Genomic DNA, 13848 nt, shown 5'->3' on the forward strand with positions numbered 1-13848 from the left:
GGGACCCAAGGGGGACCACTCCCCTCGACGGTCTCCTGCTTCGCCCTCCAGCGCTTCCTCATGCACCACGCGATGTCACACCGCTACGCACCGCCATGTCACTTCGTTATGTCATGAGCACTACATGAGCGACGGCAGTCGATGCCCCGTCACCATGCGCCCGGGTGCCGACACGTGCCGTCGACTGGACAGGTCGACCGGACAGTTCGACTGGACAGGGAGCATCCGATGAGAAGACGACCGACTGCGGTCCCCGCAGGGACCGAGAGCGCTCACCACCGACACGACGCCGGCGCACGAGGCGACGACGGCACGACCCGGCTCCGGCGGAAGACGGCTTCGAAGGCCGCCCACCTGCCGGACCTCCAGGAACGGCAGGCCCTGTGATGAAGCGCCTCCTCCTCGCACTGGCGCTCATCGTCTGTTCCGTCCTCACCGCGGCGCCGGCCCACGCGGCGCAGACCATCGGGTTCCCCACCTTCAGCGGACCCGCGATCCCGTCACCGCCCGTCGCCTACACACCGGGCGACATGATGCGGAGCATCTACGACGCGGAGAGTTCGGGCACCGACTTCTGGATGGACCGCCTGCTGGCCCGCTCCGGCGACGACCCGTCCGGCCCCTGGCTGATGAGCCGTGGCCGCGCCGTCTTCATGAAGGAACACGACCCCTCCAAACTGGGGTTCGGCGGCAAGGCCGCCTACTGGGAGAGCATCAACGACAACAGCGCCTACACCGTCGCGATCACCCCGGGCACCCTCACTGAGCAGGTCTCCCAGCGTTGGCAGGCCCCCAGTCACTGGAAGAGCGTGCACACCAACGGCTCGGTCACGGTCAACCAGACGAAGTTCATCACCGACAACAACGTCGCCGTGACCAACCTGTCCCTCAAGAACAACGGCACGAGTTCCACCACTCTGCAGTTGCGGGCGACCTCCCCCTACGCCACCACGGGCACCGGCAGTGAACTGACCGGGCAGGTGAACGCCTCCAACAACCTCACGACCATCCGCCCGCGGCTCACCGGCGACGGCTTCGCCGTCTCCGGCGGCGGCCTCAACCGGTCGGTGACGATCGCGGCCGGAGCCACGGTGACCACGAAGGTGGTCATGGGCTTCGTCACCGACGAGATCCCCGAGTCCCTCACGGAGTACAACGCCTACGCGGGCTACTCCCCCGCGACCGCGTTCGCGACCCACGTCAAGGCGTACAACCTGTGGTGGGCGCAGAACGTGCCCTACATCGACGTGCCCGAGGCCGCGATCAAGAAGAGCGTCTACTACCGCTGGTGGCTGATGCGCTTCAACAACCTCGACGCCGACATCCCCGGGCAGACCTTCCAGTTCCCGACCTCGACCGAGGGCGTCCTCGGCTACAACAACGCGATCGCGCTCACCCAGCCCATGCACATCGACGACCTCAAGTACCTGCGCAACCCCAGCTACGCGTACGGTGACTGGCTGAGCGTCGGGCAGACCTCCAAGGGCGGCCGCTTCCTCGACAACCCGGGTGACCCGGAGAACTGGTCCAACAGCTACACCCAGTACATCGCCGAGGCGGCCTGGAAGAGCTACCAGATCCACGGTGGCCAGCCGGCGATCGCCGGCAGCCTCGCCCACTACGCGGAGGGCGACGTCAAGGGCCAACTCGCCCACTACGACCACGACAACAACAAGCTGATCGAGTACGACTGGGGCGCCCTGACCGGCAACGACGCCGACGCCGTCTCCTTCCACTGGAAGCCCGGAAACATGGACCGCGCCGAGTCCGCCTACCAGTACAGCGGCGCGCTCGCCGCCGCGCAGGCCTACGAGGCGACCGGCAACACGGCCAAGGCCAATGAGATGCGCACGCTCGCGACGCAGATCAAGGACGCGATCGTCAACGTGCTGTGGAACCCGAACCGGCAACTGTTCGAGCACCGGCTGAAGTCGACCAACGAGTGGGTGCCGTGGAAGGAGATCAACAACTACTACCCGTTCTCGGTCGGAGCCGTCCCCAACACCGCCACCTACAAGCAGGCCCTGCGTCTGTTCGACGATCCGGCCCAGTACCCCGTCTTCCCCTTCTACACGGCCAACCAGGCCGACAAGAAGGCGGCGGCCGACGCCGGGGAGCCCGGTTCCAACAACTTCTCCACCATCAACTCCACCGTCCAGTTCCGGCTGTACTCCTCGGTGCTGCGCAACTATCCCAACTCCTGGATGAAGGCGACCGACTACAAGAAGCTGCTCTACTGGAACGCCTGGGCGCAGTACGTCGGCGGCAACACCCAGTATCCCGACGCCAACGAGTTCTGGGCCGACTGGAACGGCAACTCGATCGACTACCGCTCCTGGATCCACCACAACATCCTGGGCAGCAGCAACTGGACCGTGATCGAGGACGTCGCCGGCCTGCGGCCGCGCAACGACGCCAAGGTCGAGCTCTCCCCGATCGACATCGGCTGGAGCCACTTCACCGTCAACAACCTCCGCTACCGGGGCGCCGACCTGTCCGTCGTCTGGGACGACCCGGCCGACGGCGTGGTGCGCTACCCGGGCGTCCCGGAGGGGTACTCGATCTACGTCAACGGCAACCGGGTCGCCACCGTCAACGCGCTGGTGCCCTTCACCTGGGATCCGGCCACCGGCGACGTCACCACGACCGGCACGGTCACCCACCGCACGGCCGTCCCCGGCCTCAAGGCCCCCAACCAGGTCGTCCAGGACAGCCCCCGGCTGGTCGACATGTTCGCCAAGGCCGGCGTCGACCTGACCGCCGACCTGACCAACCTCGCCGCCGGGGCGACGCCGTCCGCCTCGCACACCGGCTCCGGCAGCACCCTCTCCGGCGCGGTCGACGGCTACCCCACCAACGAGCCGTTCTGGGGCGCCGGCGGCTCCCCGGGCAGCCAGGACTGGTACGAGCTGAACCTCGGCACCGCCCGCACGTTCAACGAGGTGCGCCTCCACTTCAAGGACAGCCGCCCGGCCAGCACCACCTACCGCGCCCCGTCCGCGTACACCGTCCAGTACCACAACGGCAGTGCGTGGGTGGACGCGCCCGGCCAGACCAAGAGCCCGGCGACACCACGGGCCAACTACAACCTGGTGCGGTTCCCGGCGGTCAACGCCCAACGCGTACGGGTCCTCGCCACCAACGCCTCCGGGGCCAAGACCGGGCTCACCGAGGTGAAGATCTTCAACCGTGGTGGCGTCCAGCCACCGGCCAACCTGGCGACGTCCGCGACGGCGTCCGCGTCGTACACCTCCTCCTGGGAGAGCGCCTCGGCCGTCAACGACGGCATCGACCCGCCCTCGTCCAACGACACCGTGAACCCGCGGTGGGGCACCTGGCCGGAGACCGGACAGCAATGGGCCGAACTGACCTGGCCGTCGGCGAAGACCATCAACAAGGCCGAGGTCTACTTCTTCGACGACGACGAGGGCATCGACATGCCCGCCTCATGGAAGCTCCAGTACTGGAACGGCAGCGCCTACGTCGACCTACCGGGGGCGAGCGGCTACCCCCTGGCCAAGAACCAGTACAACACCGTCACGTTCACCGCGACCAACACCACGCGACTGCGGGTGCTGCTCACCGGCAACGGCACCAACTCCGTCGGACTCCTGGAGACGAAGGTGTACGGCCCCACCACAACCTCCAAGCGATGAAGGGTGTGTTCAGTGACCCGTTCCAGATGCCTGTCCGTGCTCACCGCCGTGCTCGCCATGGTGGTCGCCTTCCTGGTGGCGCCTCCACCAGCTGCCGCAGCCGTCACGTTCACCTCGACCGGGGTGAACCAGAACGGCGGTAACTGCCTCGACCTGCCGGGCAGTTCGTCGACCAACGGGACACAGCTGCGTGCGTTCACATGCGGTTCCGGGGCGAACCAGAACCTCGGCTTCAGTCCCGTCGCGGGGTCGAGCGACACCTACACGATCACCACCCAGTCCGGTCAGTGCGTCGACGTCCACGGCGCTTCGACGGCGGACAACGCCGCGATCATCCAGTGGCCCTGCCACGGCGGGACGAACCAGCAGTGGCGGCTCACGCCGGTGTCGGTGAGCGGCACCGACAAGACCTTCAACCTGGTCTCCGTCAGCTCCGGCAAGTGCGTGACACCGAGCGGGGGTTCGTCGGCCTCGAACACCGACCTGGTGCAGCTGCCGTGCGCCGCCGCGAACGGCAGGGTGTGGCGGCTGCCCGGCTTCGCCGGCGGTTCCACGAGCCCGCACACCTTCACCAACCCGCTCTCCCAGCACGGACCCGACCCCTGGCTGACGTACTACGACGGGTACTACTACCTCGCCACCACCACCTGGAACTCGACGGTCACCATGCGCAAGGCCAGCACCCTCGCGGGGCTCGCCACCGCCACCGACCAGGTGATCTTCAACCTCACCAGGCCCAACGGCGCCGGCACGATGTGGGCGCCGGAGTTCCACCTCCTCGACGGCCCCAACGGAAAACGCTGGTACTTCTACTACACCGCCGGACGGGAGCCGTACGACCTGGGCACCCAGCGGATCCACGTACTCGAAAGCGCGGGTCTGGACCCGATGGGCCCCTACAGCTTCAAGGCGGACCTGCTCGACCCGACGCAGGACAACACCTGGGAGCTGGATCCGGGCATCCTGCAGCTGAACGGCAAGCTGTACCTCCTCGGAACCTTCTACAACGGCTCGCAGCCCATGTTCATCCGGCCGCTGTCGAACCCGTGGACCGCGAGCGGCACCCGCCGGGTGCTGTCCACCCCCACCTACAGCTGGGAGACGGTGGGCGGCGCGGTCAACGAGGGCGCCGAAGTCCTCCAGCGGGGCGGCAAGACGTTCATCGTCTACTCCGCCAGCCACTGCTCCACGCCCGACTACAAACTGGGGATGCTCACCTACAACGGCGGCGACCCTCTCAACTCCTCCTCGTGGGTCAAGTCGCCGAACCCGGTCTTCCAGAGGTCCAACGCCAACGGTGTGTACGGCCCCGGCCACAACGGCTTCTTCAAGTCGCCCGACGGGACCGAGGACTGGATGGTCTACCACGCCAACAGTTCCGCCTCCGGCGGCTGCGACATGAACCGCAGCACCAGAGCGCAGAAGTTCACCTGGAACGCCGACGGCACACCGAACTTCGGCACCCCGGCGCCCCTCGGGGTCCCGCTGGCCGCACCTTCAGGGGAGTAGCCCGATGAGACGACGATCTCGCTTCCTGTCCCTGTGGGCCGTTGTGCTCACCATGATGCTCGGTGCGGTCCTGGGTACCGTCGCGATCGCGCCGCCCGTCCACGCCGCGACGGCGTTCACCTCCACCGCGGTCAACCAGAACGGCGGCAACTGCCTGGACCTGCCGGGCAGCTCCACCGCCGACGGCGTCCAGCTCATCCAATGGGCCTGCCATGGCGGCGGCAACCAGACCTTCACCTTCACTCCGGTCAGCGGGACCACCGACCAGTACGGCATCGGCACGTCGACCGCCGGGAAATGCGTGGCCGTCAACGGAGCGTCCAGCGCCGACAACGCCACGATCGTCCAGCGGACCTGCGGCACCGGGGCCGGCCAGACGTTCCGTCCGGTGCCCGTGACGATCAACGGAACGAACAACGTCTTCAACCTCCAGGCGGTCCACTCCGGCAAATGCGTCGCCCCGTCAGGTGACTCCTCGGCCGGCAACACCGGCCTCGTACAGCTGCCCTGCGGCAGTGCGACGTCGCGGGCATGGCGGCTGCCCGGCTTCGCCGGCAGCGGCGGCGGTCCGGCCACGCCGCCGACCAAGACCGTCCGGGTGTACTGGCTCAAGCCCTCCGACGTCCCGTTCGACCAGCGATACCCCGACGGCATCGCCAACGTGATGCGGGAGGCACAGCGCTACTACAAGCAGGAGCTCGGCAAGACCTTCACGCTGAACAACCCCGTGGTCGAGGTCGTGAACGGCGACCAGCCGCGGAGCTGGTACGAGAACACGCCCAACGGCGGTGACCGTTACTGGTGGGCCGTCTCGAACATGCAGAACGAACTCGCCAGAAAGTTCGGCCTGAACAACCCGGACAGCCGGTGGCTCAACGTGGGCGAGATCAGTGCCGAGGGAGAAGGCGCTGGCGGGGGCGCCAGCCCCGGATGGGTCGTGCTGAGCGGGCACGACGCCGACGGCGCCGCAGGCACCAGCGGACAGTCGATGAACCGCTGGTACGGCGGGATGGTGCACGAACTCGGACACGCCTTCGGCCTGCCCGACTCGGCCTCGACCGACGGCACACCGATGTCCGCGTCCTTCTACGACTACCCGAACACCCACTTCAACCAGAGCCAGAAGAACCAGATCCTGAACGGCCCCTACGGGAGCTTCCTGTCCTGACGCCGACCACCGGCAGCGGGGCATCGGCGCGATGCCCCGCTGCCGGTACGGTGAGCGGAGCGCTCTGTCCGTCGGCGGTCGTGACCAAGAAACTGGCCCTGACCAGCGCATGCCCAGATTCGTTGCACCGGCCGTCCTCATCGACCGCCGGCCATCGATCACTCACTGCCGGAACGGCGCGGATGCTCCATCCGGGAGAGCCAACCCGTGAGCAGCGTTTCGAGTGACTCGGCCTCGGCAGGCGTCAGCAGATCCAGCAGGCGGCGTTCGTTGCGCATATGGTCGGCGAACGCCCGGTCGATCAGTTCGCGCCCGGGTCCGGTGAGGGCGACGATCCGGCCACGCTGGTCGCCGCCGGAACGACGGCGGGTGACGAGTCCGGCTCGCTCCAGGCGGTCGATTCTCTTCGTCATCGCGCCGGTGGTCACCATGGTGTGCGCGGCGAGCTCGCCGGGTGCCCGTTCGTAGGGCTCACCGGCGCGGCGCAGCGCGCACAGGACGTCGAACTCCCCCTCGCTCAGACCGTAGCGGCCGTAGACGAGGCAGAGTTCCTCGGTGAGCCGGTCGGCCAGGCGGTGCAGCCGGCCGATCACTCCTTGCGGGCTGACATCGACGTCGGGCCGTTCGCGGCGCCAGTCGGCCTGGATGCGGGCCACGCGGTCCAGCGGTTGCCGGTGTTCCATGGACCCATGATAGCTTCTCGGGAAGCTATATTGGCTTCCATGGAAGCTAATGCACGTTGGGTGGCACTGACCGCTGTAGCGCCGGTGGCCTGGGGAACCAATTACTTCGTCACGCACGAGTTCCTGCCGGCTGACCGCCCTCTCTACGGGGCTGCCCTGCGGGCGCTGCCCGCCGGCCTGTTCCTGCTGGCCTTACGCAGGCAGCGGCCGCGCGGCGCGTGGTGGTGGCGGTCCGCGGTGCTCGGGCTGCTCAACATGAGCGTGTTCTTCGTCCTCGTCTATGCCGCCTCTCAACTGCTTCCTACGAGCATCGCCTCGACCGTCATGGCGGTGTCCCCACTGACGATGATGCTCATCGCCTGGCCCTTGGTGTCCGAGCGGCCCCGGACCGCGCACCTGGCCGGGGCCGCGATCGGACTCGGCGGGGTCTGCCTCATGCTGTTCACGGGTGTGGACGGGGTGAGCGTGCCAGGAGTCCTCGCCTCGGCTGCGGCCATGGTCGTGTCGTCCCTCGGCCACATCCTGGCCAAACGGTGGAGCGCCGGTGCCGACGTCCTCGCCTCGACTGCCTGGCAACTCACTGCCGGAGGTCTCTTCCTGCTCCCGGCCGCCGCGGCCGTGGAGGGCCCTCCGCCCGCGCTCTCCATGCCGACGCTCCTCGCGTTCGGCTACGTAGCCCTGGTCGCCACCGCGCTGGCCTTCGCCGCCTGGTTCACGGGACTGCGGCACCTGCCCGCAGGGACCGTCGGACTGATCGGACTGCTCAACCCCGTCACGGGCGTGCTGCTCGGCACAGCGGTCGCCAAAGAGGTGTTGACCGCCCAGCAACTGTGCGGACTCTTACTCGTCCTGGCCGGAGTCGCCCTCAGCCGGCCCACGCGCCCGGGCCGACGCGGCAACGGCCAGGCACCGCCCCGTCCGGTGTCCGACGAGCGTCCCGCGCGAGCGCCCTCCATACGCAATCATCCGTGAGGACGCTCTACCCGGCGCCACGCATGGCGTCACAGCCACCCGCACCACCGGGCCATCTGCGCTGTGGGCCAGGCCGGCTGGGGCTGCCCGGGCTATCCCCCGGGGGAAGGTGGCCAAGGGGTCCCGGCCGCTGATCGACGCCCGAACCGAGCCCCCGCAACCGGCCGTTCACCCTCATCGACGACGGCGAAGGCAATGAGGCCGGCGAAGACGTCGCCTCAGTCGGAGTACCGGAATGGTGGTACGGCACCTGCCCGGCCCTGCTGACATCAGCATGCGGTTGTGTGGTCCAGGATTGCGGTGGCGAGCGGAGTGTGCACCTCACGTGGGAGCGCGTGACCCATGCCGGGAATCTCCACGGTGCGTGCGCCGTGGATCGCCTGGGCGAGGTGGTGGGCGTGCGGTGGCGGGGTGACGGGTTCGGCCGGGGCGGAGATGACGAGAGTGGGCACGCTGGTCTTCGCGAGTTGCTCAGTGCGGTCCATGCCGGAGGCGTCGGCACGGGCGTGTGCGGTGCTGGTGGCGTAGTGACCGGTGTGCGCGATGATCTTCCGTTCCAGGGCGCGGGCATACTCGGCGTCGAAGGGAAGCTGGTCGCCGCCCAGGACTCGCCAGTGCTCGACCCTCCGCTCCAACTCGGCTTCCAGGCCCCGGTCCTCCACGGGACGGGCCCACATGTCCAGCAGTTGGGGGTCGACGCCGGGGAGTTCTTCGGGCAGGGTCCGGGTTCCGTCCGGGTGCACGTACGGGAGGGTGCTGAGCGCGCTCGTGCCGATCAGGGTGGCACTGAGCAGCCGGTCGGGATGATCGGCGACAAGAAGTTGGGTGAGCATGCCGCCCAATGACATGCCCACTATGTGGGCGCGTTCGACGCCGAGGCAGTCCAGCACCGTGACGGCGTCTTCCGCGAGTGCAGCGAGGGGATAGGGCCGCTGGTCGAACGGCCAAGTGGAACGGCCGGTGTCGCGATGGTCATAGCGGATCACGTGATGGCGGGAGGCAAGCATGTCCACCAGTTCGTCCGGCCAGCCCAGGCCCGACGCTTGCGCGCCCATGATCAGCAGCAACGGAGGCGCATCGACAGCGCCACAATCCTGCACCCACAGTCGTACACCGGGCGCCGCATCGACAAAGCGTTCCATGTCGCTCCTCCTGCATACCTCGAACGCGAGACGAGACGGAGCGTATCGCACTTCGGTGCAGCGCAGGTCGCGCGGAGGGCGCCCCCGGTTTTCCAGGGGGCGCCCTCCGCTTTCGTACGGTCGTCTGTCAGCTCTTGCTGAGTTCCCAGAACCGGAACACGGTCGAGGCGTCGAGGCAGTACTCCAGGCCGTAGACGTCGTCGCGGGTGACGGCGTACTGCTTGGCCTGCCAGACGGGCAGGACCGGGAGTTCGTCGGCGACGATGTCCTGGAGCTTGCCGTAGGGGTCGTCGGTCGCGGCGCGGTCGCTCTCGGCGGCGGTCTGCGGGATGAGTGTGCCGGTGATCGCCTTGTTGGCGTAGTTGTTGCTCAGCACGTTGCCCTCGCCGAAGAAGGGGGCCGTGAAGTTGTCGGCGTCCGGGTAGTCGGGCACCCAGCCCTTGACGTAGACGCCGTACTTGCCGTCGGCGATGTCCTTCTCGTACTGGTCGAAGGCGACGGACTTCACGTCGGCGTCGAACAGGCCGCTGGCGTTGAGCTGTTCGGCGATCGCCGTCAACTCGTCGTCGGTGGCGGGACCGTAGCGGGACGGGGTCGACCAGAGAGTCAGCTTCACCTTACCGGTGACGCCGTCGGCCTGCAGGGCGGCGGCGGCCTTGGCCTTGGAGGGGCGGGCGCCGTAGGTGTCGAAGTAGGCCGTGTTGTGGCCGGAGATGCCCGCCGGGATGATCGAGTACAGCGGGGTGGCCGTGCCCTGGTAGACGTCCTTGATGAGGGCGTCGCGGTCGAGCAGGTGGGCGATGGCCTTACGGACCCCGAGCTGTCCGGCGACCGGGTCGTCCATGTTGAAGACCAGGTGCTGGACCTCCGCGCTGCTGCCCTCGACGATCTCCACGCCGGAACTGTCGTCGGCCTGCTCGATGTCGGCGATGTCGCTCGCGGACAGGCCTCGGTAGGCGATGTCGACCTTGTTGGCGAGCAGCGACTTCTTCAGTGCGGCCTGGTCGCCATGGAAGAACTTCAGCGTGACGCCGGTGTTCTGCACCTCGGCGGTGCCCTTGTAGTTCTCGTTGACCGAGAAGACGGCCTCGTCCTCGCCGAAGGAGTCCAGCTTGTACGGGCCGGAGCCCACGGCCTCCCCGTCCTCGCGCAGCCCGTCGGCGTCGTACTGGGTGTGGTCGACGATGGAGCCGGCACCCGAGGCGATCTTGCTGGGGAAGGTGGCGTCGGGCGTGTTGAGGCGGAAGACCACCGTCTTCTCGTCCGGGGTCTCGACCTTCTCCAGCATGGGGAACATGATCGCGGGACCGGCGTCGTCATTGATCTTCAGCATGCGGTCGAAGGAGAACTTGACGTCCTCCGAAGTCAGCGAGTCGCCGTTGCTGAACTTGAGACCGTCCTTCAGGGTGCACTCGTAGACCTTGGCCTGCGTGTCCGTGAAGGAGCACTCCTCGGCGGCCTCCGGCTGCGGTTCCGTGGCGCCCTTGGGGAAACTCATGAGCGACTGGAAGACGTTGTTGAACATCAGCCAGGAGCCGGGGTCGTAGCCGGAGGCGGGGTCGGTGGCCAGGACGTCGTCGGACATCCCCATCACCACCGAGGAGCCGCTGCCACCGGAGCCGCCTGACTCCGTTCCACAGCCGGTCAACAGGCCGGAGGCCAGCCCCGCCACGATGGGCAGGACCGGCCACGGGTTGCGCTTGTTCACTAGACAGGTGCCCTTGTCGTCGATGTCGGACCCCGGGGCCACCCTCCCGGGCCCCGGGCACGGGAGGTTCAGCCGCTCACACCGCGGCCGAGCTCCCACAGCTGAAGCGTCGAGGAGGAGTTGAGCGCGTACGCGGTCCCCGTGACGTCCTCGCGGGCGGCGACGTACTGCTTGCCCTGCCACAGCGGCAGGACGGGAACGTCGTCGGCGACGATGTCCTGAATGTCCGTCAGGCTGGCGGCTGCGGACAACCGGTCCGCCTCGCGGCGGGACTCCGGGATGAGGCTGTTGCGGATCTCGCTGTTCACATAGGGCGAGCCGATGGTGTTGTCCTTGTCCAGGAACGGCGCGAGGTAGTTGTCGGCGTCCGGGAAGTCCGGGAACCAGCCCATGCCGTAGACGTCGTACTCGCCCTTCTGCTCGGCGGAGCGGAAGGTCGACCAGGGCGTGCCCTCGATGCCGACGTCGAACAGGCCGCTGTCGTTGAGCTGCTTTCGCAGCACCTCGAACTCCTGCTTGGTGGCCGGGCCGTAGTGGTCGGTCGTGTAGTGCAGGGTCAGCTTCACCGGGGCGGTGATGCCGGCCTGGCTCAGCAGGGACTTGGCCTTGGTGACGTTCGGGTCGCCGTACTTGTTGAAGAACGCGTTGGAGTGACCCGTGATGCTGGCCGGGACCATCGAGAAGAGCGGTTCCGCCTGGGAGCCGTAGACCTTGGAGACGAGTTCGCTGCGGTTGATCAGCTGGGCCATCGCCTGGCGGACCGCCTTGGACTTCACCGACGGGGCGTCGGTGTCGAAGCCCAGGTAGCGGATCTCGAGGCCGGCCGTCTCCACGATGTCGATGTCGCTGTCCGTGGCGTTGGTGAGCTTGTCGATCTGCTCCGGCGACATGGTGCGGGTCATCACGTTGATGTCGCCCTTGTCGAGCGCGGCGCCCATGGCGTCGGCGTCCTCGAAGGAGCGCAGGCTGATCTTGTCGTTGTTCACCTTCAGCGTCCCCTTGTAATCGGGGTTCTTGGTGAACACGGCGTCGACGAGTTCGTCGTCCTTGACCTCGGCCTGCATGGTGTACGGGCCCGAGCCGTCCACGCCGAATCCCTCGCGCAGTTTGCCCTTCTCGTAATCGTCCGGGTTGACGATGCCGGCGACGGGGGTCGACAGCTTGAAGGGGAAGGTGGCGTCCGCGGTCTTGAGATGAAAGATGACTTCGTTGTCGCCCTGCGTTTCGACGGTGTCGATGGTGGACAGCAGGGCGAACACACCGCTGTCGGCCTTGATCGCGAGGGCGCGGTCGATCGAGAACTTCACATCCTCGGCGGTGATGGCGTCGCCGTTGGCGAACTTCAGGCCGTCCCGGAGCTTGCAGGCGTAGCGCTCGTTGCCGGAGTCGGTGAAGCCGCAGCTCTCGGCGGCCTCCGGTACCGGGTCACCCTCGCCCTTGGGCTGGATCATCAGGGTCTGCACGGTCTGGCGCAGGATGTTCCAGGTGCCGACGTCGTAGGCGTACGCCGGGTCGAGGGGCGCCGGCGTGTCCTTCGAGGCGGAGAACCGGTCCGTGGTGCCGACGACGATCGCACCGTCGCTGTCACTCCCGCTGCCGGACCCACCGCAGGCGGCGAGCACCGGCGCGAGCAGGCCGATCACGGCCGGCAGCACCAAAGTCTTGCGGTTCATGCTCGAGTTACTCCACAGCTGTCGAGTCCGTGTATCCGGCATGCAGGGGTGGCGCAGCGGATCACGGGGTAAGGGCGATGTTCTCGCTAGGAGATTAGTCCGCACCTGCAGGACGGTTCGCAGCCACCGGAGTTGAGGGCCCATCACGCAGCGAAACCGGCTGCGGACAGACCGAAAACCCGAGGCGGGAAGGATTAGTGCAGGGTTTCATGAATCGGGACACAAAGGCGCGCCTCAGGCCCTCGACGGGGGGCGGAGACCATACGCCTCACCCCCTGTCGAGCCCGGCCTGAGTGGGGAACGTCACAGCCCCGACGGTCTGGTCGGATACCGGAATTCGGCCATCCGCCCCGGTCGAATTACCCTCGGGGAATTACCGCCCTATCGACGCTGCACGCTGGGTGAACGCCTAGCGCATTTCCGTCATCAGGCCGCGCAGAAATGCCAGGTCCACCTCTTCGAGCGAGCTGACGACGGTGCGCCGGGCGGCCGGGGCGATGGGCGCCACGGACGGCACCGCCACCACATGGCAGCCCGCCGCCTCCGCCGCGGCGACGCCGGTCGAGGTGTCCTCGACGACCGCGCATCTGGCCGGGTCCACGCCGAGTCCGGCGGCGGCGAAGAGATACGGATCGGGATGCGGCTTGGTGCGCCCCACCTCGTCACCGGCGACCGTCAGGGCGAAGTACTGGGGACCGAGCGAGGTGAGCACCCGGTCGATGATGCGCCGGTGCGAGGCGGAGACCAGGGCCGTCGGGATCTCGTGCGCGGCGAGCTCGGCCAGCAGCCGGGTCGCGCCCGGCATCAGCGGCAGGACGCCGTCGATACGGTCCTCGAAGCCCTGGTTCAGCAGCCCGGTGAGCTCCGCGAGGCCGATGTCGGCACCGGTGGCCTCGATCAGGAACCCCGCGCTGCGGCTCATGGGGCCGCCGACCACGACATGGCGCCAGGAGTCGTCGAGGGTGTGGCCGAGGCCGGCGAAGACCTCCACCTCGACGTCCCACCAGAAGCCCTCGGTGTCCACCAGGGTTCCGTCCATGTCGAGGAGCACGGCCTGCAGGGCTGAGCCTTCGGCCGTACGAGTGTCTGGCGCAGGGATCGTACTGGTCATCCGGGCGCACCTCCTTGAGGGACGATCAGGCCGGTTCCCACGTGGGAACCGGCCTGCGGTGGACCGACCAGTGTACGACCTGTCCGATCAGCGCGCTCGGTGAGACGCGTCTCAGCGGGCGTTGAAGTATGTGGCTTCGGGGTGGTGGATGACGATGGCGTCGGTGGACTGTTCGGGGTGGAGCTGGAATTCCTCGGAGAGGTGGACGCCGATGCGTTCGGGTTGC

9 protein-coding genes are annotated in these 13848 nt (G+C 67.7%); 4 read left to right on the forward strand and 5 right to left on the reverse strand.

Annotated features, from left to right (window positions below; genetic code table 11):
* The first annotated feature begins 386 nt into the window (after positions 1–386).
* From ACZ5XS_RS37970 to ACZ5XS_RS37980, 3 genes are read left to right on the forward strand one after another with little or no spacing between them, the layout of a single operon-like run.
* A complete protein-coding gene (locus tag ACZ5XS_RS37970; RefSeq protein ID WP_468659232.1) occupies positions 387–3656 on the forward strand; it encodes a discoidin domain-containing protein in 3270 nt (1089 codons plus the stop codon).
* A 12-nt stretch (positions 3657–3668) separates the two neighbouring features.
* Positions 3669–5165 (forward strand): family 43 glycosylhydrolase, encoded by a 1497-nt coding sequence (locus ACZ5XS_RS37975; protein WP_468659234.1) that lies wholly within the window; start codon positions 3669–3671, stop codon positions 5163–5165.
* A 4-nt stretch (positions 5166–5169) separates the two neighbouring features.
* Positions 5170–6333, forward strand: a complete 1164-nt coding sequence (locus ACZ5XS_RS37980) for an RICIN domain-containing protein (protein ID WP_468659235.1) — start codon at positions 5170–5172, stop codon at positions 6331–6333.
* A gap of 158 nt (positions 6334–6491) precedes the next feature.
* Here ACZ5XS_RS37980 and ACZ5XS_RS37985 read toward each other — a convergent pair whose 3' ends face one another.
* Positions 6492–7016 carry a MarR family winged helix-turn-helix transcriptional regulator gene (locus tag ACZ5XS_RS37985; protein WP_468659237.1) on the reverse strand — a complete coding sequence of 175 codons (525 nt, stop codon included), beginning with the start codon at positions 7014–7016 and terminating at the stop codon, positions 6492–6494.
* A gap of 39 nt (positions 7017–7055) precedes the next feature.
* Between ACZ5XS_RS37985 and ACZ5XS_RS37990 the strand changes: the two genes are divergently transcribed.
* Entirely contained in the window at positions 7056–7988 is a 933-nt protein-coding gene (locus ACZ5XS_RS37990; RefSeq protein WP_468659239.1) for an EamA family transporter, read from the forward strand.
* 269 nt (positions 7989–8257) lie between these two features.
* Here ACZ5XS_RS37990 and ACZ5XS_RS37995 read toward each other — a convergent pair whose 3' ends face one another.
* From ACZ5XS_RS37995 to ACZ5XS_RS38010, 4 genes are all read right to left on the reverse strand, one after another.
* Complete coding sequence (locus tag ACZ5XS_RS37995; RefSeq protein ID WP_468659240.1) at positions 8258–9130, reverse strand: alpha/beta fold hydrolase; 873 nt, start codon at positions 9128–9130, stop codon at positions 8258–8260.
* Between the two features lie 127 nt (positions 9131–9257).
* Positions 9258–10838 (reverse strand): ABC transporter substrate-binding protein, encoded by a 1581-nt coding sequence (locus ACZ5XS_RS38000; RefSeq protein WP_468659242.1) that lies wholly within the window; start codon positions 10836–10838, stop codon positions 9258–9260.
* A 68-nt stretch (positions 10839–10906) separates the two neighbouring features.
* Positions 10907–12511: an ABC transporter substrate-binding protein gene (locus ACZ5XS_RS38005; RefSeq protein WP_468659244.1), complete on the reverse strand. Its 1605-nt coding sequence runs from the start codon at positions 12509–12511 to the stop codon at positions 10907–10909.
* A 409-nt stretch (positions 12512–12920) separates the two neighbouring features.
* On the reverse strand, positions 12921–13622 hold the full coding sequence (locus ACZ5XS_RS38010) for an HAD family hydrolase (RefSeq protein WP_468659246.1): 702 nt from the start codon (positions 13620–13622) through the stop codon (positions 12921–12923).
* Between the last annotated feature and the right edge of the window lie 226 nt (positions 13623–13848).

It is taken from the genome of Streptomyces sp. NPDC033131, assembly GCF_055578365.1.